We start from the raw sequence: 22,002 nt of genomic DNA, 5'->3' as shown, positions 1-22,002 counted from the left end.
CTCACTCTCCGGCGCGGCCGCCACCGAACCCGAGAATACCGCGCCGCAGCGCGATTCCCGCCAGGACCAGCGCCAGCGCGGCGCAGACACCGACCGCCGGCGCCACCGGCAGGCCGAGCACCATGGTCCGGGTGCCCGAGGCGCCGATCCCGAACGCGCCCTGTGCAAGCTGCACCGCGATGAGCCCCATCACCGCCGCCGCGACCAATTCCCAGAGCCCGTCGATCCGCCGGCAGACGCGCTCCGGCAGCCTGCGCGTCGCCACATCGACGATGACATGCCCGCCCCGCGCCTGGCAGAGCGGCAGGAAGCAGAAGACGGAAACCGCGGTCAGCATCTGCACCAGCTCGAAATCGCCAGGCACGCCCGCGAGCCCGACCAGCCCCGAACGCAGCACGACACTCGCCACGACCATCAGCGCGACACCGAGCGAGACAAGCCCGCCCGCGACCGCAAGACCGCGCACGAAACGCATGAACGCGCTCGGTCCCGGCCGCGCCGTTTTCGTCCCTTCCACCACCGATCAGGCCTTCTGGGCTGCCGCGAGCAAGGCCTCGGCATGGCCGAGCAGCTTGGCCCCGTCGAGGCCGCGGCTCTTCATCGCTGCGAGCCAGGCATTGGTCACCGGCTCCACGGCCTTGCGCCAGCGCGCGAGCTCGTCCGGCGCAAGCTGGGTGATGGCGTTGCCGCGCTTCCTGACCATGTCGGCAACCACCACAGCCTGATCGTCCCAGACCTTGCCGGCCATCTCCGCCGCAGCCTGGCCCGAATTCCGGTCGAGGATGGCGCGGAGATCGGCGGGCATCGCCGCGTATCGGGCCTTGTTCATCGCCAGCACGAAGGTCGCGGTATAGAAGGTCGGCGAACCGGGGAATTCGAGATGGTTCTTCACCAGCTCATGCACTTTCACCGCCGGCACCACCTCCCAGGGAATGACGCAGCCGTCGATCACGCGCTGGGCAAGGCTCTCCGGCACCTGCGGAATCGGCATGCCGATCGCCGTGGCGCCGAGCGCCTTCAGCGCCTCCCCCGCAAGCCGCGTCGGGAAGCGGATCTTCAGCCCGGCGAGATCCTCGAGCTTGGCCACCGGCTTGTTGGTGTGCAGCAGGCCGTGATCATGCGCCCAGAAGCAGATCGGGTGAACATCCTTGAATTCGTCCTTGAGATTGGCCTCCGCGAAGGCCTGGAGCGCCTTGGAATTCGGCAGCGCCTTCTTGGCCGGCACGAAGGGCAGTTCGAAGGTTTCGATCCCGGGGAACCGGCCCGGCGTATTGCCTGGCAGCGTCCAGACGATATCCGCGACGCCGTCACGCGCCTGATCGAAGAGCTGCGGCGGAGCACCGCCGAGCTGCATCGAGGGGTAGATGTCGATCTTGATGCGCCCATTGGATTCCGCCCCGATCTTGTCGGCCCAGGGCTTGAGGAACTTCGCATGGCCGTTCGAGACCGGCGGCAGGAAATGGTGCAGTTTCAGCGTAACTTCGGCCGCATGGGCGCGGGTCGCGCGCAGGATGGCCGGCGCCGCGACGCCCGCACCGACAAGACCGAGAAACCGGCGACGTTCGAACATGGCAGAAACCTCCCGCATTTTCTTGTGACCGTGGCATGCACGCCTGCCTGACCGCGGGCAAGACAAGCGCGAACCATCGGGGGGTGCAAGAAGAATTTGCGGTCATACGCGCGATGGCGGTCCGCTTCTGCAAAGGCCGGACGAGAATGAGAAGCCCGCAAAATAAATGCGCTCGCGGAGCACGCGCGGAAAGCCGCGGCCACCGCTCGGGAGCATGTTCTTCCGGTCAACGGGATGGGGTTGGTCCGATCAGGGTCCGCCCTGGAGGCGGATCGTCTCGCCCTCGCGCGCAAAGGTCATGCATGCAAAGCGCGCCCTGCCCTGCGCCTCGCGCGCGCGAAGCGTTGCATCATCATGCGCGGGACTGTGATGGAAGCCGGCAAGCCGCCGCACCCCGGCGGCGGTAGTCAGCGCGAGCGCCGCTTCGAGGGTGGAATGCCCCCAGCCGACCCGGAGCGCCGCCTCCTCCTCGGTGAACATCGTGTCGTGGACGAGGAGATCGGCATCGCGCGCGAGCGCCACGAGGCGCGGATCGGGACGCGCGCCCGCCTCGTGATCGGTGATGACGACGAGGCTCCGCCCGTCATGCTCGACGCGGAAGCCGGTCGCGCCGCCGGGATGGGTGAGCGGCGCCGTCAGGATACGGTGCCCGTTCGCCGCGATCGCCGCGCCGGGATCGACGGCATGGAACTGCACACCGCGGAACAGCTCGCGCGCCTCGTCGGGGAAATAGGGCGGCGCGCAGAAACGCCGCACCAGCCCTTCGAGATCGAGATCCGCGCCGAGCGCCGCATGGACATGGAGCTCGGCGGCCTTGCGCGTCCCCGCGATCAGGAAGGGCAAGCCGATCATGTGGTCGAGATGAAAATGGCTCAGCAGCAGGTCGAGCCGCCGCGCCGGAGCCGCCGCGAGCGCTGCGCCGAGCGCCGCCGCGCCGGAGCCGGCATCGATCACGATGCGGTGATCGCCGGCACCGACCGCGATGCAGGGCGTGTGGTGCCCGAATTCGGCGAAAGCCGCGCCGGATGCCGGGTAGCTGCCCCGGACACCCCAGAACGTGACATCCATGCTCTCCTCCCAGCACCCGCGAACCGAGACCGACGAACCTATGATCGGCCGGCGCTGCGGAATGTGCGCTGGCGCACGGGGCCGGTGTCAATACGCGTTGCGGGTGTTGAAAAGCGAGATCGGCGTCATGGCGAGGATGTAGAGATCGAAGGGCAACGACCAGTTCTCGATATAATAGAGATCGTGCTCGATCCGCCTTTCGAGCTTCTCGACGGTATCGGTCTCGCCGCGCCAGCCGTTCACCTGCGCCCAGCCGGTAATGCCGGGTTTCATCCGGTGGCGGGCGAAATAGCCGTCCACAACATCCTGGTAGAGTCGGTTGCCGGCCTTGGTCTCGACGGCATGCGGGCGCGGGCCGACCAGGGACAATTCGCCCCGCAGCACGTTGATCAGCTGCGGCAATTCGTCGAGCGAGGTCTTGCGGATGAAGCGGCCGACGCGGGTCACGCGCGGGTCATCCTTCGTCACCTGGCGCGCGGCGTTGAGATCGGCCATCTCGGTATACATCGAGCGGAATTTCAGCACCTCGATGAGTTCGTTGTTGAAACCGTGCCGCTTCTGCCGGAAGAACACCGGCCCGCGCGAGTCGAGCTTCACGGCGAGGGCGGTGGCGAGCATCACCGGCGCAAGCAGAACGAGCGCGAGCGCCGCCACCACCCGATCGAACACCGCCTTCACCGCCGCGTTCCAGTCCGAGAGCGGCCTGTCGAACACCGCGAGGAAGGGCACGTCGCCGATATAGCTATAGGCGCGCTTCGAGAGCTTGAGCCGCGAGGCATGCGCCGCGATCCGGACATCGATCGGCAGCACCCAGAGCTTGCGCATCAGGTGCAGGATGCGCTCCTCCGCGCTGGGCGGCAGCGCGATGATCAGGAGATCGACCCATTGCTCGCGGCAATAGCGTTCGAGCTCGTCGAAGGTGCCGATCTTGCGGAACAGGCCGATCGTATCCGGCGAACGTTCGTCGCTGCGATCGTCGAACACGCCGAGAATGCGGATCGCCTTGGAATTCGAGCGCGCGAGCCGCAGGATCAGATCCTCGCAGGGCTTGCCGCCGCCGACGATCACCGCCCGCCGCGCAAGCGCGCCGCGCGCCTCGGCGCGCGACAACGCCCGCGCCACGACGAAGCGGAACGGCACCAGCACGACCAGAGCCGCCAGAAGCCAGACGAGCAGCCAGAGCCGGAACGGCATGATGTCGATGCCGGCAAGGAACAAAAACCCTGTCACCACCATGAAGGCGCCGCCGATCGCCGCGAGCAGCGCTCGAACCTGCCGCGCCAGCCCGCCGAGCGCCGGGATCGTGTAGGACCACAGCCGTTGCAGGATGGTGATGGCGGAAAGGGTCACCGCCGCCACGATCATTGCCGTCAGCGCCCAGCCGCCCGCATGCGGCGGCAGCGCGGCGAAGGCGGTCGCAAGGCCCGCGCCGCCGAACACGGCAAGATCGGCGATCAGCACGAGGCCGATGATCTTCTGCTTGGAGGCATGGTCGAGAAAGGACGCGACCGGACCGGCAGCCGCGAGCCCCCGGGCATCACCGTCCATCGCCTCGATCGCCATGCGCGAAATCCCGTCCAGGCGGCCCGAAGCCGCGAGAGCGCGACATTAGGCCGGGATTCTTCGCTTTTCCGTTAAACGGATCGCGATCAGGCGGGCGGATCGGCTCTTTTCTCGCGGTTGAGTTGCCGGAACCGCCGCGGCGAACAGCCGGCCCGGCGCGCGAAGAAGCGGCTGAAATGCGCCGGATCGCCGAAGCCGCAATCGAAGCCGATCTCCGCCACCGGCTTGTCGGTGTAGATCAGCTCGCGCCGGCATTCGAGCATGATCCGGTCGTGCAGCACCGCGAGCGGTCCCTTGCCCACCGCCTGCCGCGTCACCGCATGCAGCTTGTCCGCCGTGATCCCGAGTTCGGCGGCGATGGCGCGAATGCTCGTCTGCCGCCGGAAATCGCGCTCCACCAGAGCGCGGAAGCGACGGAACTCCGAGGCACGCGCGCGGCCGAGCGTATCGGCCAGTTCGCCCAGCGTCCGCACGCGCAGGAAGGCGACGAGCAGCAGCAGCAGGCTCGCCGAAACCACCGTGTTCACGCCATAGCGCGGCAATTCATGCTCGCGGGCGATGCTCTCCATGATGCCGGCAACATCGACGCCGATCTCTTCCGCCGGCGGCAGCGGGCCGAAACGCGGCGCCGCGATCATCGCGGCGATCCGTTCGGCATCGACCGAGGCCCGCAAGGCCGCCGCCACCACATCCTCCGAAACCGTCAGCACATGCCCGGTCGTGCCGGGATCGAACCGGAAGCCATGCACCACCGCCGGCGGCAGCCAGATGAACCAGGGCGCATCGAAGCGCGCCGTCGCGCCCTCGAGATCGAGCATCCCCCCGCCCCGGGTGACGACGATGCATTGCGCGAGCGTGGCATGGCGATGCGCCGCGATCCGCCAATCATTTGCCGGCGCGCGCGAGGCGATGGTCTCGATATGCGCATAGCCGGCGGCACGCGCTTCCTCGGCGTTGCCATAAAGCCCGAAGGCGGGGATCCGGTAGAGCGGCCCGGCCGCGCCGCGCGGCGTGTTGCGGGGGGGTATGCGTTCGGCGTGGCGGGGCATCGGGGCGAATTCCGTTCGAAGAACCGGAAAAATCCAAGTCTTTCGGATATTCTGTCATCCCTTGACCCGGATCAAGCGTCTAGAAAACCGTTGGAAACGCAACGAAGCGCGTCTCCACCCCGGCCGGATCACCAGAAAAAGATCAAGGGCCTGCCGGGCGGACGCGCCGCATCGGCCACGCGCCGACGGGGAGAAACGAACATGCGGCATCAGGTGGTGATCATCGGCGCGGGCCCTTCGGGGCTCCTGCTCGGGGCGCTGCTCCACCAGGCGGGGATCGACACCCTGATCCTGGAGCAGAGGAGCCCGGATTACGTGCTCTCGCGCATCCGCGCCGGCGTGCTCGAACAGGGCACCGTCAACCTGCTGCGCAGGGTCGGCGCCGGCGCACGGCTCGACCGCGAGGGGCTGGTGCATGAAGGTTTCGCGATCAATTTCGCCGGCGAGGCCCTGCGCATCGACCTCAAGGCGCTGACCGGCGGCAGCAGCGTCACCGTTTATGGCCAGACCGAGGTGACGCGCGACCTGATGGCGCTGCGCGTGGCTTCCGGCGCGCCGACGATCTACGATGCCGAGGCGGTGACGATCCACGATTTCGACCGCGACACCCCGCGCGTCTCCTTCGTGCAGGATGGCCAGCACCGTGAGATCGCCTGCGACATCATCGCCGGATGCGACGGATTTCACGGCGTCAGCCGCGCCAGCGTACCGGAAACGGCGCTGCGGACCTTCGAGCGGGTCTATCCCTTCGGCTGGCTCGGGGTTCTCGCGGATGTTCCGCCCTGCGCGCACGAACTGATCTATGCCGGGCATGATCGCGGCTTTGCCCTGTGCTCCATGCGCTCGATGACCCGTTCGCGCTATTACATCCAGTGCCGCCTCGACGAGACGCCGGAATCCTGGCCCGATACGCTGTTCTGGGACGAACTCCGCCGCCGCCTCGACCCCGAGGCCGCCGCGCGGGTGGTGCCCGGCCCGGCGATCGAGAAATCCGTGGCGCCGCTGCGCTCCTTCGTTGCCGAGCCGCTGCGCTTCGGCCGGCTGTTCCTCGCCGGCGACGCCGCCCATATCGTGCCCCCGACCGGCGCCAAGGGCCTCAACCTCGCGGCGAGCGACGTGCATTACCTCTCGGAAGCGCTGATCGCCTTCTTCGGCGAAGGGACCGCCAGCGCGCTCGACACCTATTCGGCGCGGGCGCTGGACCGGATCTGGAAGGCGGAGCGCTTCTCCTGGTGGATGACGACCTTGCTGCACCGCTTCGAGACCAGCTCGCCCTTCGAGCGGCGCATGCAGGATGCCGAATTCGCCTATCTGCGCATCTCGCAGCACGCGCGCGCCACCGTGGCGGAGAATTACGTCGGCCTGCCGTTCTGAGCCCGCGCGGCGGGCTTGCCGACAAAACCGGCACCCGCCCGGCTCTTGCTCAAACCCGGGAAGGATTGGTGGGTGATGAAGGACTCGAACCTTCGACCCGCTGATTAAGAGTCAGCTGCTCTACCAACTGAGCTAATCACCCCGCCTCGGGCCATCGGAGCATATCCGGCCACCCAGAAAAGGCGACGCGCGGGGAACGCCCGCGCGAGGCCGGTTCGATAGCGCATCGGCACCGGGTTGTCCAGAATGTTTTCGGAAACGCGGCATCGACACAGCTGCCGCCGATCACCGCCCCCACAACCAGGCTGCGCCGCGCACGCCGGAGGAATCCCCGTGCCGTGCCGGGCGGATCGGCGTCACGAAGCGCTCCGCGAAGAGATACGGCGCGATCGCCGCCGGCAGCCGCGCATAGAGCGCCTCGGTCTTGCTCATGCCGCCGCCGAGCACGATCACCTCGGGATCGAGCAGGTTCACGACATGCGCGAGCGCCCGGCCGAGCCGGTCGAGATAGCGGTCGAACGCCGCGCGGGCGAGCGGCTCCCCCGCCCCGGCCGCCGCCACGATCGCCGCCGCCGGCAGCGGCGCCCCGCCGGCCTCCACATGGTCACGCTCGAAGCTTGGCCCCGCGACCCAGGTCTCGATGCAGCCGCGCCGGCCGCAGAAGCACGGCCGCGCCGCCTCGATCTCGGCGCGGCTCGGCCAGGGAAGCGGATTGTGCCCCCATTCGCCGGCGATGCGATGCGGCCCGTCCCAGGCGCGGCCGTCGATCGCGATCCCGGCGCCGATTCCGGTGCCGAGAATCGCCGCGAAGACAAGGCCCGCCCCGGCCGCGGCGCCGTCCACCGCCTCGGAAACGGCGAGGCAATTGGCATCGTTCTGGAACCGGATCGGGCGGCCGAGCGCCGCCTCGAGATCGGCCTGGAGCGGCTGGCCGTTGAGCTCGGTCGAATTGGCGTTCACCGCGAGCCCCGCAAAGGGCGAGATCGTGCCGGGCATGCCGATGCCGAGCGAGTGGGGGCCAGGGACGCCGCCCGCGGCAAGCTCGGCCTCCACCTGCCGGACGAGTTCGACGATCGCCGCGACGATGCCGCGATATTGCCCGCGCGGCGTGGCGATACGGCGGCGCAGCAGCTCCGCCCCGCCCGGATCGAGCGCGATGATCTCGGTCTTGGTGCCGCCGAGATCGATCCCCAACCGCATGATGCCCCTGTTCGAAACCCCACCCGCCGCCCGGGTGGACGCGCCGTGAAAGCGCGTCCGGGCCGAAAAGGCAAGTGTCAGGCGGCGCCGTGCTGGGCGTGGGTGCGGCTGTCACCGCGTGCGACGAGCTTGTTGAGCGCGCCGATATAGGCCTTGGCGGAGGCGACCAGCGTGTCCGGGTCCGCCGCGCGGCCGGTGACGAGCCGGCCCTCGGGCCCTTCGAGCCGCACCGAGACCTCGGCCTGCGCGTCGGTGCCTTCGGTCACGGCATGGACCTGGTAGAGTTCGAGCTTCGCCGCATGCGGGATGAGTTTGTGGATCGCGTTGAAGGTCGCGTCCACAGGGCCGTTTCCGGTCGCCTGCACGGTCTGGTGCTGGCCGGCGATGTCGAGCGTCAGCGTCGCGGATTGCGGCCCCATCGTGCCGGCGATCACCGTCAGCGCCACGACCTTGACACGATCCTGCGCGCTGGCGAGCCCCTCGTCCACCAGCGCCTCGATATCCTCGTCGTAGATCACCTTCTTGCGGTCGGCGAGCGCCTTGAAGCGCACGAAGGCATCCTCGAGCTGGTTGTCGCCGAGTTCGTAGCCGAGCTGCTTCAGCTTGTCGCGGAAGGCGTTGCGGCCGGAATGCTTGCCCATCACCAGGCTGGTCTTGGAGACGCCGACCGATTCCGGCGTCATGATCTCGTAGGTCTGGGTGTGCTTGAGCATGCCGTCCTGATGGATGCCGCTCTCATGCGCGAAGGCGTTCCGGCCGACGATCGCCTTGTTGTATTGCACCGGGAAATTGGTCGCCGCCGCAACGAGCCGGGAGGCACGGTTGAGCAGCGTCGCCTCGATTCCGGTCGCGTAGGGCAGCACGTCGTTGCGGGTCCTGATCGCCATGACGATTTCCTCGAGCGCGGCGTTGCCCGCGCGCTCGCCGATGCCGTTGATCGTGCATTCGACCTGGCGCGCGCCGCCCGCGAGCCCGGCGAGACTGTTGGCGACCGCCATGCCGAGATCATTGTGGCAATGCACCGAGAAGATCGCCTTGTCGGCATCGGGCACGCGGTTGATCACCATCTCGAACATCGCGCGGTATTCCTCCGGCGTCGCGTAGCCCACCGTATCCGGCAGGTTGATCGTCGTCGCGCCGGCCCTGATCGCCGCCTCCACGCAGCGGCAGAGAAAATCGGCCTCCGTGCGCGTCGCGTCCTCGGCGGACCATTCGACATCGGGCACGAGATTGCGGGCACGGGCGCATTGGTCGATGACGAGTTGCAGTACCGCCTCCGGCTCCTTCTGGAGCTTGTATTTCATATGCACGGGCGAGGTGGAGATGAAGGTATGGATGCGCGGACGCCGCGCGTGCTTCACCGCTTCGCCGGCGCGGTCGATATCCTTGAACGCCGCGCGGCTGAGCCCGGCGACGACCGCGTTCTTCACGCGGCGGGCGATGGCGGTAACGGCCTCGAAATCCCCCTCCGAGGCGATCGGAAACCCGGCCTCGATGATGTCGACGCCCATCGCATCGAGGAAATCGGCGACCTCGAGCTTTTCCTCGAAGGTCATCGTGGCGCCGGGGCATTGCTCCCCGTCGCGGAGCGTCGTGTCGAAGATCAGGACGCGGTTGCGGTCTGCGGCGGTGAAATGGGCGGATGACATCTGCGGATCCTTGCTGGCTGCCGGTTCCCCCGCATCGTCGCGGTCGGGCCTGTCCGGCGGAATGGAAAAACGGGCGGAGCATCCCTTGCGGGCGTCTCGTGGTCCATCACCCCTGAGAGCCCAGGCGCACCCGGACGGCCCTCAGGGGCTGATAAGAAGGAGCCGGGAAAGGAGGCCGAGCGCATCCGGCGCCGCGGCGCGGCGCGGCGACTTCAGGTTCATCGTCTGGATGCGTGCGTCAGCGACAGACACCGGATCGACCTTCAGAACAGGACGCATGACCCTACCGGAGCCGGGGAACGCGCGCAAGCCGTCCGCCGGGCCGCGATCGGCCACCGCCCCGGCGATCCGCTTGGCGCGAATCGATCGTTACGGTATAGTATCGATATGCAACGGGAAGTAATATGCTCCTGCGGCGCAATCTACGAGCGAACGGAGGAATTGGTCATCTTCCGCGATCATGACCGTTTTCGCTGCGTTATCTGTGATACAGAGCTTGAAATCTGGAGCAGCCATGCGATCCCGCGCTACCGGCTGATCTACGATCCCCGCCGGGAGGAGCCCGGCAGGCGGATCGAACACCGGAACAGGATGCGCTGACCATCCTGCACCGGATCCCTGCCCTTGCGCCTGTTCTTTTCACGCCGGCATGGCCATTCTGTCGGGCTGCGGGGCGGATCTGGCAACGGCACCTTGATGGCAATGCCGGAGAGCCGCTACAACCCGAAGGACGCGCAACGAATCCGTGACCAAGGTGAGCCATTCATGCCCGCACGCGCCCTCTGCCTCGTAGCGCTTCTCGCGCTCGCCGCCTGCCAGACGACGGCCGAGCCTCCGGCGCCGGCGCCAAAGCCGGAACCGCGTGGCGTCTCCGTCACGCCGGCAGGGTTCCGGCTGCCGGAAGGCAGCGGCTGCCAGGGCGACATCGCCCGCTTCCGCGCCATCCAGGCCAATGATCTCGAAACCGGCCACACCACCCGGCAGGTCTATGACCAGATCGAGGCCGAGATGAAGCGTGCCGATGCGCTGTGCGCAGCCGGCCAATCCGGCGCCGCCAGCGCCCATGTCCGCGCCACGAAGAGCCGGTTCGGCTATCCCTGATCGGGGTCAACCGCCACGCGCGAAAGCATCGGCAAGATAGGCGATCTGGAACGGCGGCATCCGCCCCGGAACGAAATCCTCCGGCCCGCGGACGATATGGATATCGACCAGCTCCTCATGCGCGAGCCCGGCGAAGCGATCGAGGATCAGCCGACGCGCCTCCGCCGCCGGCAGGTCGATCGTCACCGGCCGCATGAAGGCGGCGCGCGTGCCGTCGATCACCGCGCGCCAGCCCGCGCCCACATGCACCTCCTCCGGGCGCAGCCCCGTCTCCTCCTCGAGTTCGCGCAGCACCGAACCGGCGAGGTCGATCCGCCCGTCCGGCAGCAGGTCGCCGGGGTCGGGCGTGCCGGCCGCGAAATAGATGCGGCCGGGATTGGCGGTGCCCGGCCCCATCACGCCGAGGAGGAAGGCGCCGTCGCGCGCCCGCAGCGCCGCCATGGCAAAGCCGTTGCGCATCGGCGCGCCGGGATGGCCGAAATCGCGCCAGGCGATGAAGCTCGCGTAATCCGTTTCCAGATAGCGCCCGCGATAGATCCGCCCGTCGAAATCCCAGCGATGCTGGAGGAAGACCCGGCCGTTGAAATTCGTCGGCTTGTCGGCGACGAATCGCGCCCAGTGCGCGGCGATCGCCGCCTCCTGCTCGCGCGCGAAGGCCCAGGCCGCCGGTTCGAGCCGGCAATCGAGGCCGTCGAGTTCGGCGATCTCCGGCGCAACGCCGACCGCTTCAGGCGAGGATTGCGCAGGTCGGGATTGCTCAGGCATGGATTCGCCCCTCGCTGATCCGCACCGCCGCGCCGCCGATCGCCGCGCCCGCGAGCCGGCCGCCGGCGATCTCGAGATCGAGCACGATCAGGCTCGGCCGCGCCATCTCGTAGCCCTGCTCGATAACGAGCTGATGCATCCCGTCCTCCGGCGCCTCGCAGAGCGCGGCGACGCCGGCAAAGGCCGCCGCCGCCGAGCCGGTCGCCGGATCCTCGGCAATGCCCATCAGCGGCGAGAACATCCGGGCATGGATGTGATGCGCAGGCTCGACCGTCTCGCGCGTGTAGAGATAGGCGGCGCCCTTGCCGGTGCCGCCGAAGGCCGCGCGCCAGGCCGCCATGTCGGCGATCTGCGCCCTGCGGATCGCATCGAGCGAGCGCAGCGGCACCATCACGAACGGGACGCCGGCGGACCAAACCGAAAGGCCGTGCGCGCCGAAGCCGATCTCGAGCGGATCGAGGCCGAGCGCCGCCGCCACGGCGAGCGGATCGAGCGGCAGGGGAATCGGCTCCGGCAGCCTCGGCAGCGCGAACACGGCGCGCGCCGCTCCGCCCGGCCTGCGCCGCACCTCGGCGCGGATCAGCCCGATCTTCTCCTCGAGCGCGATGACGACCCCCTCCGCGAGATGCCCGCCGGCCCGCAATTCCGCGAGCAGGACTGCGGTCCCGACCGTCGGATGGCCGGCGAAGGGCAATTCGCCGCCGGGCGTGAAGATGCGGATCTTCGCCGAATGCACGGGATCATCCGGCGGCAGCACGAATACGGTCTCGGACAGGTTGAATTCGCGTGTGATCGCCAGCATCGCCGCATCGTCGAGGCCCTCGCTGTCGAGCACCACCGCCAGCGGATTGCCCGTAAAGGCGCGCTCCGTGAAAACGTCGAGGACATGGAATTGCCGGCTCACGATATGCCTTTCCTTTTAAGGGCAGGCCCTTGTTTCGCGCGGGCGCGCACCAAGAGCAACCCACAAGATGAATGGCGGCGAAACGCAGTGTTGCGCGACAATTCATGCCCGTTCCTTTAGATGATTGCCTCGAGAGCATGATCCGCGACGACGCGATCACTCTCCGTTTCCTCCCGCCTGCCCCGGGCGAGGCGGAACGCGGGCACAACAGGGGTGCACTCAAAGGAGTGTCTGATATGTCGATGACCCATCTTCTCCGCACCGCCGCGGCCGTCCTGCTGATCGGCGCCGGCGCCGCCTCGGCGCAGACCACGCAGACCCAGCCGCAGCAGCGGCCGGCAGCGCCCGCCGCCACCCAGCCGGCCCAGCCCCCGGCGGCGCAGCCGGTGCGTCCGGCCACCGCCCCCGCGCCGGCCGCCGCGCCCGCGGCGCAGGCCCAGCTCGTCAACCTCAACACCGCGACCGAAGCCGAGCTCGACAAGCTGCCGCAGATCGGCCCGGCCCGCGCCAAGGATATCATCGAGGCCCGCACGAAGAACGGCCGCTTCAAGGATTGGAACGATTTCGTGGCCCGCAACGTGGTGCCGAAGAACGCCGAAGAGGCGATCAAGGGCAAGGTCCGCTTCTGATCGCCCTCCGGGAGGGCCGGGCCGCGCGTCCGGCCCTCCCGTCTCAGAGCGGCTCCGGCGCGAACATCCGCGTCGGCGCCACGAATTCCTCCTGCGCCGCCACGGTCAGGATCTCGCGGGACCCCGCCTCGGCCGTGCGCCTGAGCAGCCCGAACACCGACGACCCCGCCCAGGCGAGCGCCGCCGCCGCGTCGCGCGTGCGCAGATAATGCACGAGGAACAGCGCCGCGATCGCATCCCCCGCGCCGTTGACGTCGAGATCAAGCCGCGGCGTCCGCAGACGCCGGAGCCCGCTTCCGTCGGAGACCACCAGATCGATCGCCGTTTCCGGCGTATCCGCGAGCAGCGCCGAGGTGACGAGGATGATGCGCGGGCCGAGCGCGTGCACCTTCGCAAGCGCCGCGCGCAGCGCCGCCGGCTCGTTCGCCGCCATGCCGGCGAGATATTCGAGTTCGAACAGGTTGGGCGTGAGGATATCCGCCGCCGGCACCGCCTGCGCCCGCATGAATTCCGGGACCCCAGGGCGCACGAAGATGCCCCTTCCGTGATCGCCGATCACCGGATCGCAGGCATAGAGCGCCGCCGGGTTGGCGGCCCTGACGCGCGCCGCCGCGTCGAGAATCGCGCCGCCGATCGCATCCGAGCCCATATAGCCGGAGAGCACGGCATCGCAGCGGGGCAGCACGCCGCGCTCGGCAATGCCTTCGACGAGTTCGGCGATCAGTCCCGCCTCGAAGACCTGCCCGCGCCAGGCGCCGTAGCCGGTATGGTTGGAAAACTGCACCGTATGGATCGGCCAGACCTCGACCCCGAGCCGCTGCATCGGGAAGGTCGCGGAAGCGTTGCCGACATGGCCATAGGCCACATGCGACTGGATGGAGAGGATGTTCATGGCGGGACGGAGGCGGGATCACCAAAGAAAAAGGGCGGCCTGAACCGCCCTTCCGCATCCTGCATGCTTCGACGCAGCGCAGCAAGCGCCTTCAGCTGACCATCTGCGCCGCCTTGGCCGCGAAGCCCGGCACGAAGGTCTTGCCGAGATCGACATTGACATTCGCCATCTCCGGATCGAGCGCCTTGAGCGTGTCGTAGACCGATTTCATGCCGGCCCCGGCCATCAGCCCGGTCTCGGAATAGGCGGCCTGCGAGGCTTTCACCGCCCGGATATAGAGCGCCTTGTCGCCGAGATGGTATTGCTCGGGCACCGCATCGGCGATCTCTTCCGGCTTCGCCTTGTTGATCCAGCGCAGCGCCTTGTAGAGGCCGTTGACCGCGGCCTGGACCGTCGCAGGATTCTTCTCGATCGTATCCTGCCGCACATAGAGGCAGGCGGCGGGGTTGGTGCCGCCGAAGAGATCGAACGTGCCCTTCTCGGTGCGGGTATCGATCAGGGTCACGATATCCCCGTCCGCCTCGAGCTTGGCAATGACGGGATCGAGATGCGAAATGACATCGATCTCGCCCTTCTTCATCGCCGCGACCGCGCTGGCGCCACCGCCGACGCCGATGAAGCTGGCATCGCCCGCCTTGAGCCCGACTTTCGCCATGGCATGGAGCACGGTGATGTAGGTCGAGGAGCCCGGCGCAGTGACGCCGATCTTGAGCCCATTGAAATCCTTCGCGGATTTCACCCTGTCGGCGACGGCCTTGCGCACCCCGATCACGATGGTGGGGAAGCGCAGCATCTCGATCACGGCGCGGATATCCTGGCCCTTGGCCTGCATCCGGATCGTGTGCTCATAGGCCCCGGCCACGAGATCGACCGAGCCGCCGACCAGCGCCTGGAGCGATTTCGCGCCGCCGGCGAAATCGTTGATCTCCATGTCGAGGCCGAATTCCTTGAAATAGCCCTTCCGCTCCGCGATCGTGAGCGGCAGGTAATAGAGCAGCGACTTGCCGCCGACGCCGAGCGCAACCTTGGTCTGCGCGCCGGCGCGGCCGACAAGCGCCGGCGCCGCGAGCATCGCGCCGCCGAGCGCCAGAAGGCGCCTCCGATCAACCGGAATCATGCACGTTCCTCCCGTGATGGTTTTATTCGAGCTTCGCACCGGCGGCCTTGGCGATCGGCCCCCATTTCGCGAGTTCCTTCTTCACGTGCTCGCCAAGTTGCTCCGGCGTCGAGCCGACGGTGACGGCGCTGAGATCGGCGAGCTTCTTCTCGACCGCCGGATCCTTGATCGCCTTGTTCGCCGCGTCGTTGAGCTTGGCGATCACGTCCTTCGGCGTGTTGGCGGGGGCGAAGAGCGCGTTCCAGGAATAATTGACGAAGCCCGGCAGGCCGGATTCGTCGATGGTCGGCAGATCCGGGAAGGCCGGCGAGCGCTTCATCACCGTGATGCCGATGGCGCGAACCTTGCCGGCGCGGATCATCTCGGCCGAGGAGGGCAGGTTGTCGAAGATCATCGCCACCTTGCCGGAAACCACGTCCTGGAGCGCCGGCCCGCCGCCGCGATAGGGGATGTGCTGCATCCGGGTGCCGCTCATTGTCTTGAACAATTCGCCGCCGAGATGCTGCGGCGTCGCCACGCCCGAGGAGGCATAGGAATATTTGTCCGGGTTGGCCTTCAGGACCTCGATCAGTTCCTTCACGTTCTTCGCCGGGAAATCGTTCGTCACCACCAGCACGCTCGGTACGTCCGCGAGCAGCGAGATCGGCGCGAAATCCTTCACCGGGTCGCTCGGATTGCTCTTGAGCACGGCAGGGTTGATCGCATGGGTCGAGATCGTTCCCATCAGCAGCGTGTAGCCGTCGGGCGCCGCCTTCGCGACCGCGCCGGCGCCGATGCTGCCGCCGGCGCCCGCGCGGTTCTCGATCAGCACCGTCTGGCCGAGGATCTCGCCCATCTTGGCACCGACGATGCGGGCGACGATATCCGTCGAGCCGCCGGCCGCGAACGGCACCACGATCGTGATCGGCTTCGACGGGAAAGCCTGCGCGGCCGCGAGCCCGGGCAGGGCGAGCGCGAAGGTCGCCGCAAGAAGAGCGCGCCGGGCGAGCCCCGGCTTGTCGTTGTGCATCGGGTTCATGGTCTCTCCCTCATTCGGCGCGCCGCCCCGCAGCGCGCTACACCGTCTTTGTCTCCCCCGGCTTCCAGACAAGCAAGGGTTTCTCGACCAGCGTGACGACGAAATCGATCGCCATCACGAAAACCATCAGGATCAGCATGCCGGCGAACACGCCGGTCACGTCGAACACGCCCTCCGCCTGGTGGATCAGATAACCGAGCCCGGCGGAGGAGCCGAGATATTCGCCCACCACAGCCCCGACGACCGCAAAGCCAACCGAGGTGTGCAGCGACGAGAACACCCAGGCGAGCGCGGCCGGCCAATAGACATGGCGCAACAATTGCCGCTCGTTCATGCCGAGCATGCGCGCGTTCGAGAGCACGACCGGGCTCACCTCGCGCACCCCCTGGTAGACGTTGAAGAACACGATGAAGAAGACCAGCGTCACCCCGAGCCAGACCTTCGACCAGATGCCGAGCCCGAACCAGAGCGCGAAGATCGGCGCCAGCACCACCCGCGGCAGCGCGTTCATCATCTTGACGTAAGGGTCGAACACCGCCGCGACGAGCGGTTTGCGCGCGAACCAGAACCCGATGACGATCCCCGCCAGCGCCCCGATCGCGAAGGCAAGCATGGCCTCGACGAGCGTGATTGCGAGATGCCGGTAGACCTCGCCGGAGGCGAACATGGTCCAGACGCGCGCCAGCACGTCGAGCGGTGTCGAGAAGAAGAATTTCGGCAGCAGGAAGAATGGCTTGCCATCCGCCCCCAGGCCGAGCGGCACGGTCGAGCCGAGATGCCAGACGAGAAGCGCGACCACGGCCACGAGGAGCTGGAGCGCGAGGAGCTTCGGCCGGCTCATGCCCGCCCCTCCCCGGCCGCGAGCGCATAGGTCTTGCGCACCTCGTCGCGCAGGCAACCCCAGATCGCCGCATGCAGGCGGTGGAATTCCGGCTCGCTCCGCACCTCCGCGACATCGCGCGGCCGCGCGAGCGGGATCGGGAATTCGCCGATGATCCGCGCCCGCGGCCCGGCGGACATCACGAGCACCCGGTCGGCCAGAGCGATCGCCTCGTCGAGATCATGGGTCACGAACATCACCGCCTTGCGGTCCGCCTGCCAGAGATCGAGCAGCAATTCGCTCATGATCAGCCGCGTCTGCGCGTCGAGCGGGCCGAAGGGCTCGTCCATCAACAGGATCTTCGGCCGGCGGACCAGAACCTGCGCCAGCGCGACGCGCTTCCTCTGCCCGCCCGAGAGCTGGTGGGGATAGCGCTCGCCGAACCCCGCGAGCCCGACGCGCTTCAGCATCGCCGCCGCCGCCTCGAGCGCCGCCGCCCGTGTCGAGCCCGCCACCTCGAGCCCGATCGCGACATTGTCGCGCGCGGTCTTCCACGGCATCAGCGCATCCTGCTGGAAGAGATAGCCGGCCACGGCGTTGAGCCCGGCCAGCGGCCGGCCGAAGATCGTGCCGGTGCCGGAGGACGGCGCCATCAGCCCGGCGGCGATGTTGAGCAGGGTCGATTTCCCGCAACCGGTCGGGCCGAGGATCGCGACGAACTCCCCGTCCTCCACCGTCACGTCCACCGGCTGCACCGCCTCGTAGCGCCCGCCATCCGCGAGCGCATAGGCGACCGAAACTCCGCGCAGCGCAACCGCCGGAACCGCATCCTGCCGGGGCGCGACCGCGGCCGAACCACCCGCGCTCATGCGGCCATCCCGCGCGCCTGCGCCGTCATCCCGTCCTCCCGACTGTTCTTGTTGGGGCGGAGACTAGGCAGCGGTCCGGCGCGAGGCAAGCGGGAATCGCCCGCCTCACGGCAGCCGCAGTTCCACCACCACGGGGCAATGATCGGAGGATTTCGGCCGGTCCCAGCCGATCCGGGGGAAGCGCGGACCGGCATGGCGCGCCGCGCGGAAGGGCTGCCCCTGACGGATCACCTCGGGAACAGCATGCGGATTGGCCTGCGCCAGCGCCGGCGAGACGAGGATGTAATCGAGCTGGGTATAGACATCGTCCGGCGGGTGATACGTCGTCCAGCGCTCCTCCGCCGGGCGGCGCTCCATCAGGTTGACGGCAAATCCATCCGCCAGCAGCGGGTCGAGCGCGGTCGGGCTCGGCTCGCCGGTATGGTAATCGCGCAGGTCGCGCACGCCGTCGACCTCGTAATAATCGTTCATGTCGCCGGCGATCGCCCAGTTGGCCGCCGCCGGGCCGCCTTGATGATCGGCGAAGCGCTGCTCGATCAGCCGCCGGATCGCCATGGTTTCGGCGAGCCTCACGACCCGCGTTGCGCGGCGGCCGCCATTCATCGACTTCAGATGGCAGGTGAAGAGCGTGAAGTTGCGCCCGTCGATGATGAACTCCGCCTGGAGCAGGTCGCGCTTGAACAGCCGGTCGGTGCGGGCGACGGGACGCGGATCATCCGGCGGCCCCTCGCGATAGGCATCCATCCCCTCCGGCCAGATATCGAGATCCGCGAAGGTCAGCGCCGCATGGCTCGTCACGCTCTGCCAACCGATCCGGGCGAGCAGGCCGATATCGATCCCGCGCCGGTCATTGCCCTCGGAAACATGGAGATAGCGATAGTTCACGCGCGCGATCGCCATCTCCCGCGCCCGCCGCACCGCATCCGGCGCGGGCGGCGGATCGCGGAAGATCACCGCCCGCATCGCCTGCGCGACATCCGGCCCCTCGAGCTTCTTGAGATAGCTCTCGCGGAAGGAGCGCAGCGCCGCCTCGCTGTCGACCTCCTGGAGCGCGACGATATCCGCTCTCGTCGCAAGCAGCGCGAGTGCCGTGAGCTGGCACTTGTCATCCGACAGGACCGCCTCGGCGATGCGTTTGGCCGCCCGCGCCTCGTCGCGATCCTCGAAGAACACATTGCCGACCTGCTGGTCCGAACGCCGCTGCGGATCCCAGAAATCGGGGCGGGAATAGAGGTTCTCGAGGTTGAAGGTGGCGAGGCGGAAGGCGCGCGAGGACATGGCCGGTTGATCCGGGCGCGGGAGGCGCCGCTTCGCCGCGAGCTTGGGGAGATTCACCTCGCGCTGTCAAATTGCTGGCGTGAGGATGCCGGCGCAAACGGGGCAAGCCCCATCTGCGCCGGATCCGTTTCGCGCCGGATCAGTTCCGCGCTTTGTCAACCAGCGCGTTCTTGGAGATCCACGGCATCATGCCGCGCAGCTTCTCGCCCACCTGCTCGATCTGGTGCGCGTCGTTGAGGCGGCGGATACCCTTGAAGCGCGCCATGCCGGAGCGGTATTCCTGCATCCACTCGCTGGTGAACTTGCCGGTCTGGATGTCCTTCAGCACCCGCTTCATCTCGGCCTTGGTCTCGGCGGTGATGATGCGCGGCCCGGAGACATATTCGCCCCATTCCGCCGTGTTGGAGATCGAATAGTTCATGTTGGCGATGCCGCCCTCGTAGATGAGGTCGACGATCAGCTTCACCTCGTGCAGGCACTCGAAATAGGCCATTTCCGGCGCGTAGCCGGCTTCCACCAGCGTCTCGAACCCGGCGCGGATCAGTTCGACCAGACCGCCGCAGAGCACGACCTGCTCGCCGAACAGGTCGGTCTCGCATTCCTCCTTGAAATTGGTCTCGATGATCCCGGAGCGCCCGCCGCCGACGCCGCAGGCATAGGAGAGCGCGAGTTCGAGCGCGTTGCCCGAAGGGTTCTGGTGCACGGCGACGAGGCAGGGCACGCCGCCGCCCTTCTGGTATTCGCCGCGCACGGTGTGGCCCGGCCCCTTCGGCGCGATCATCACGACATCGACGCTTGCCTTCGGCTCGATGAGCCCGAAATGCACGTTGAGGCCATGGGCGAAGGCGATCGCGGCGCCGTCGCGGATATGGGGCGCGATCTCGTTGCGGTAGATATCAGCCTGGAGTTCGTCCGGCGTCGCCATCATCATCATGTCGGCCCATTTCGCCGCTTCCGCGACGCTCATGACCTGAAGCCCGTCGGCCTCGACCTTCTTCGCGGTCGCCGAGCCCGGCTTCAGCGCGATGCGGATCTCCTTGACGCCGGAATCCTTGAGGTTCAGCGCATGCGCCCGTCCCTGCGAGCCATAGCCGACGATGGCGACCTTCTTCGCCTTGATGAGGTTGAGATCGGCATCGCGATCGTAATAGACGCGCATGGCGTTATCCTTCCTGTGGTTTCAGCCCGGCATGCCGGTGCTGGGTTGGGCTCCGTAGAGCGTGAGAAACTGTCGCGCGGCGCGCCGGGCGTCGGCGCGGATCGTGTCGGGCGCGAGGTCGAGCCGCTCGCCGAGCAGCAGGCGGATCTGCACATCGCGCGCGAAAAGCCCGAAGAAGGTGCGGAACGCCTCCTCGCTCTCCGGGAAATCGATCAGCCCCGCCGCGCGCCCCGCTTCCAGAACCGGCTTCAGCCGTCGCCCGAGCGCGAAACGACCGTTTTCCAGAACGATGGCGCCGAGCGGCACCGCGCCGCCCCCCGCCTGGCCGATCGCCACGCGGTTGAGGGCGATCGAGGTCTCGGAGGCGATCACCCTCAGCCAGTTGGCGGCGAATTCCTCAAGTCGCGCCGTCAGCGAGGCAAGATCGAGCCGCCCCGGCTCGACCGCCGCCACCTGCACCCGCGCCGCCTGGAAGCGCACGATCGCGGTCAGCAGCCCGTCGCGATCATCGAACCATTTGTAGAGCGTTTCCTTGGAGCAGGCGGCGCGCTTGGCCACCGCGCCCATGGTTAGCGGCCGGCCGCCCTCGACCAGTTCGCGCAGCGCCGCCTCCAGCACCTCGGCCTGCCGCGGGCTGAACACGCGCTCCCCTGGGGCGGCTTCCGTCTCCATGCCGGGCGGCGCTCCATGATCGCCCGCCCGCGGCGAGCGTAACGAACGTTACGGTTCGGCTTTTGGTAAAGCAGCGCTGGGCATGCGTCAAACGGAATTCACGGCGCGAGCAGTTCCGCCAGCGCCGGCCAGAGCGAGGCGACCAGCAGAAGCGCCATGGCGATGTTGAACCACCGCACCTTGCCGGGATCGGACAGGAACCCGCGCATCGCCGCGCCGAACGCCGCCCAGATCAGCGAGCCCGGCGCACCCGTGAGCGCATAGAGCACGGTGATCATCAGCAGCGAGCCAAGGTAATTCTCCGGCACCGTATAGGCGGCGATGGCGCCCACGACCATCGCCCAGGCCTTGGGATTGACCCATTGGAACGCCGCCGCCTGCCAGAAGCGCATCGGGCTGCCGATCTCCCGGCCCTCGCCGACGGGGCCCGACCGGGCAATCTTCCAGGCAAGCCAGAGCATGTAGGCGATGCCGATCACCTTCATCGCGCCATAAAGCGCCGGGTAGCGGTGGAAGACCTGCCCCAGCCCGAGCCCGGAGAGCAGCAGCATCACCGGAAAGCCGACATTGATGCCCGCGACATGCGAGAGCGTGCGCCGGAGCCCGAAATTCACCCCGGAGGCGACGAGCATCATGTTGTTCGGCCCCGGCGTCACCGAACTCGCGAAGGCGAAGGCGAGAAAGGCAAGAACGGTCTCGGTCGGCATCGAAATCCCCTGCAGCATGGGCGAAGGGCGAGGCGGAGCCGCCCTCCCGCACCTACAATCCCTCGCTCCCGCGCGCGATCGCCGCGGCGCCGGTGCGGCTCACCTCGACGAGGCCGATCGCGGTCATGAGGTTGATGAAGCGCTCGACATCCTCGCTCGCCCCGGTGATCTCGAAGACGAAGCTTTCGAGGGTCGCATCGACCGGCCGCGCGCCGAAGGCGGTGGCGAGGCGCAGCGCCTCCATCCGGTGCTCGCCCGTGCCCCTGACCTTGACGAGCGCCAGTTCCCGCTCGATCGCCGGCTTGGCCGAGAGATTGACCACCCGATGCACCGGCACCAGCCGGTCGAGCTGCGCCTCGATCTGATCGAGCACCGCCTTGGTGCCGGAGGTGACGATGGTGATCCGCGAGAGATGCTTCTCGTGCTCGGTCTCGGAAACGGTGAGGCTCTCGATATTGTAGCCCCGGCCGGAGAACATCCCGGCGATCCGCGCGAGCACGCCGGGCTCGTTGTCGACCAGCACGCAATAGGTGCGGCGCTCGGGAAGCTGGATCTCTGTCGGGTCGGTATAATGCGATTTCATGGTCTCGTTCCGGTT

At 67.9% G+C, this 22,002-nt stretch carries 23 protein-coding genes and 1 tRNA gene; 3 read left to right on the top strand and 21 right to left on the bottom strand.

From position 1 onward, the window contains the following. Position 1: 1 nt before the first annotated feature. The 5 genes from FWJ24_RS04205 to FWJ24_RS04185 form a co-directional block, all read right to left on the bottom strand. Positions 2 to 475, bottom strand: a complete 474-nt coding sequence (locus FWJ24_RS04205) for a TRAP transporter small permease (protein WP_150286490.1) — start codon at positions 473 to 475, stop codon at positions 2 to 4. 48 nt (positions 476 to 523) lie between these two features. Further along, positions 524 to 1,570 carry a TRAP transporter substrate-binding protein gene (locus FWJ24_RS04200; RefSeq protein WP_150286489.1) on the bottom strand — a complete coding sequence of 349 codons (1,047 nt, stop codon included), beginning with the start codon at positions 1,568 to 1,570 and terminating at the stop codon, positions 524 to 526. Positions 1,571 to 1,819: 249 nt separating this feature from the next. Next, positions 1,820 to 2,638 carry an MBL fold metallo-hydrolase gene (locus FWJ24_RS04195; RefSeq protein ID WP_150286488.1) on the bottom strand — a complete coding sequence of 273 codons (819 nt, stop codon included), beginning with the start codon at positions 2,636 to 2,638 and terminating at the stop codon, positions 1,820 to 1,822. Between the two features lie 87 nt (positions 2,639 to 2,725). Then, positions 2,726 to 4,201: an undecaprenyl-phosphate glucose phosphotransferase gene (locus FWJ24_RS04190; RefSeq protein WP_150286487.1), complete on the bottom strand. Its 1,476-nt coding sequence runs from the start codon at positions 4,199 to 4,201 to the stop codon at positions 2,726 to 2,728. A gap of 86 nt (positions 4,202 to 4,287) precedes the next feature. After that, positions 4,288 to 5,250 (bottom strand): helix-turn-helix domain-containing protein, encoded by a 963-nt coding sequence (locus tag FWJ24_RS04185; RefSeq protein ID WP_150286486.1) that lies wholly within the window; start codon positions 5,248 to 5,250, stop codon positions 4,288 to 4,290. 201 nt (positions 5,251 to 5,451) lie between these two features. Here FWJ24_RS04185 and pobA point away from each other — a divergent pair, with 201 nt between their 5' ends. Beyond that, the gene (gene pobA / locus FWJ24_RS04180; RefSeq protein ID WP_150286485.1) at positions 5,452 to 6,624 is read left to right on the top strand and encodes a 4-hydroxybenzoate 3-monooxygenase; all 1,173 of its coding nucleotides are present in this window, start codon (positions 5,452 to 5,454) and stop codon (positions 6,622 to 6,624) included. 66 nt (positions 6,625 to 6,690) lie between these two features. Here the strand turns inward: pobA and FWJ24_RS04175 are convergent. The 4 genes from FWJ24_RS04175 to FWJ24_RS04160 all read right to left on the bottom strand — a co-directional run bounded on the left by FWJ24_RS04175 (position 6,691) and on the right by FWJ24_RS04160 (position 9,809). Continuing rightward, a tRNA-Lys gene (locus FWJ24_RS04175) sits at positions 6,691 to 6,766 on the bottom strand. 143 nt (positions 6,767 to 6,909) lie between these two features. Continuing rightward, positions 6,910 to 7,824, bottom strand: coding sequence for an ROK family protein (locus tag FWJ24_RS04170; RefSeq protein ID WP_150286484.1), 915 nt, complete (start codon positions 7,822 to 7,824; stop codon positions 6,910 to 6,912). 77 nt (positions 7,825 to 7,901) lie between these two features. Then, entirely contained in the window at positions 7,902 to 9,473 is a 1,572-nt protein-coding gene (locus tag FWJ24_RS04165) for a 2-isopropylmalate synthase (RefSeq protein ID WP_150286483.1), read from the bottom strand. 141 nt (positions 9,474 to 9,614) lie between these two features. Beyond that, entirely contained in the window at positions 9,615 to 9,809 is a 195-nt protein-coding gene (locus FWJ24_RS04160; protein ID WP_150286482.1) for a hypothetical protein, read from the bottom strand. 429 nt (positions 9,810 to 10,238) lie between these two features. On the opposite strand from FWJ24_RS04160, the gene FWJ24_RS04155 reads away from it, so the two are divergent. Continuing rightward, positions 10,239 to 10,574 (top strand): hypothetical protein, encoded by a 336-nt coding sequence (locus FWJ24_RS04155; RefSeq protein WP_150286481.1) that lies wholly within the window; start codon positions 10,239 to 10,241, stop codon positions 10,572 to 10,574. A gap of 6 nt (positions 10,575 to 10,580) precedes the next feature. On the opposite strand, the gene FWJ24_RS04150 is transcribed toward FWJ24_RS04155, so the two are convergent. After that, positions 10,581 to 11,339 carry an NUDIX hydrolase gene (locus FWJ24_RS04150; RefSeq protein ID WP_150286480.1) on the bottom strand — a complete coding sequence of 253 codons (759 nt, stop codon included), beginning with the start codon at positions 11,337 to 11,339 and terminating at the stop codon, positions 10,581 to 10,583. Continuing rightward, a complete protein-coding gene (locus FWJ24_RS04145) occupies positions 11,332 to 12,243 on the bottom strand; it encodes a PhzF family phenazine biosynthesis isomerase (RefSeq protein ID WP_150286479.1) in 912 nt (303 codons plus the stop codon). The genes FWJ24_RS04150 and FWJ24_RS04145 overlap by 8 nt, the downstream gene beginning before the upstream one ends. A 242-nt stretch (positions 12,244 to 12,485) precedes the next feature. Here FWJ24_RS04145 and FWJ24_RS04140 point away from each other — a divergent pair, with 242 nt between their 5' ends. Then, a complete protein-coding gene (locus FWJ24_RS04140) occupies positions 12,486 to 12,872 on the top strand; it encodes a ComEA family DNA-binding protein (RefSeq protein ID WP_206110778.1) in 387 nt (128 codons plus the stop codon). Positions 12,873 to 12,915: 43 nt separating this feature from the next. Here the strand turns inward: FWJ24_RS04140 and pdxY are convergent, their stop codons facing one another. From pdxY to ilvN, 10 genes are all read right to left on the bottom strand, one after another. Beyond that, positions 12,916 to 13,764 (bottom strand): pyridoxal kinase PdxY, encoded by an 849-nt coding sequence (pdxY, locus tag FWJ24_RS04135; protein WP_150286477.1) that lies wholly within the window; start codon positions 13,762 to 13,764, stop codon positions 12,916 to 12,918. A gap of 91 nt (positions 13,765 to 13,855) precedes the next feature. Next, positions 13,856 to 14,881 (bottom strand): ABC transporter substrate-binding protein, encoded by a 1,026-nt coding sequence (locus tag FWJ24_RS04130; RefSeq protein ID WP_150286476.1) that lies wholly within the window; start codon positions 14,879 to 14,881, stop codon positions 13,856 to 13,858. 22 nt (positions 14,882 to 14,903) lie between these two features. Next, the gene (locus FWJ24_RS04125; RefSeq protein ID WP_150286663.1) at positions 14,904 to 15,890 is read right to left on the bottom strand and encodes a Bug family tripartite tricarboxylate transporter substrate binding protein; all 987 of its coding nucleotides are present in this window, start codon (positions 15,888 to 15,890) and stop codon (positions 14,904 to 14,906) included. 46 nt (positions 15,891 to 15,936) lie between these two features. Next, positions 15,937 to 16,740, bottom strand: coding sequence for an ABC transporter permease (locus FWJ24_RS04120; RefSeq protein WP_150286475.1), 804 nt, complete (start codon positions 16,738 to 16,740; stop codon positions 15,937 to 15,939). Beyond that, complete coding sequence (locus FWJ24_RS04115) at positions 16,737 to 17,588, bottom strand: ABC transporter ATP-binding protein (protein ID WP_150286474.1); 852 nt, start codon at positions 17,586 to 17,588, stop codon at positions 16,737 to 16,739. Before FWJ24_RS04115 ends, FWJ24_RS04120 begins: the two co-directional genes overlap by 4 nt. A 105-nt stretch (positions 17,589 to 17,693) precedes the next feature. Then, positions 17,694 to 18,866, bottom strand: coding sequence for an endonuclease/exonuclease/phosphatase family protein (locus tag FWJ24_RS04110; protein ID WP_150286473.1), 1,173 nt, complete (start codon positions 18,864 to 18,866; stop codon positions 17,694 to 17,696). A gap of 139 nt (positions 18,867 to 19,005) precedes the next feature. Beyond that, on the bottom strand, positions 19,006 to 20,025 hold the full coding sequence (ilvC, locus tag FWJ24_RS04105) for a ketol-acid reductoisomerase (protein ID WP_150286472.1): 1,020 nt from the start codon (positions 20,023 to 20,025) through the stop codon (positions 19,006 to 19,008). A 21-nt stretch (positions 20,026 to 20,046) separates the two neighbouring features. Then, positions 20,047 to 20,697, bottom strand: a complete 651-nt coding sequence (locus FWJ24_RS04100) for a TetR/AcrR family transcriptional regulator (protein WP_150286471.1) — start codon at positions 20,695 to 20,697, stop codon at positions 20,047 to 20,049. 98 nt (positions 20,698 to 20,795) lie between these two features. Beyond that, positions 20,796 to 21,404: a LysE family translocator gene (locus tag FWJ24_RS04095; protein WP_150286470.1), complete on the bottom strand. Its 609-nt coding sequence runs from the start codon at positions 21,402 to 21,404 to the stop codon at positions 20,796 to 20,798. A 52-nt stretch (positions 21,405 to 21,456) separates the two neighbouring features. Then, positions 21,457 to 21,987, bottom strand: a complete 531-nt coding sequence (gene ilvN / locus FWJ24_RS04090) for an acetolactate synthase small subunit (RefSeq protein WP_150286469.1) — start codon at positions 21,985 to 21,987, stop codon at positions 21,457 to 21,459. Positions 21,988 to 22,002 lie beyond the last annotated feature (15 nt).

The sequence above is a fragment of the Rhabdaerophilum calidifontis genome (assembly GCF_008641065.1).
Classification (GTDB): domain Bacteria; phylum Pseudomonadota; class Alphaproteobacteria; order Rhizobiales; family Beijerinckiaceae; genus Rhabdaerophilum; species Rhabdaerophilum calidifontis.
Note: the sequence above shows the minus strand (reverse complement) of the source record. Positions and strands in the feature narration are given on the sequence as shown.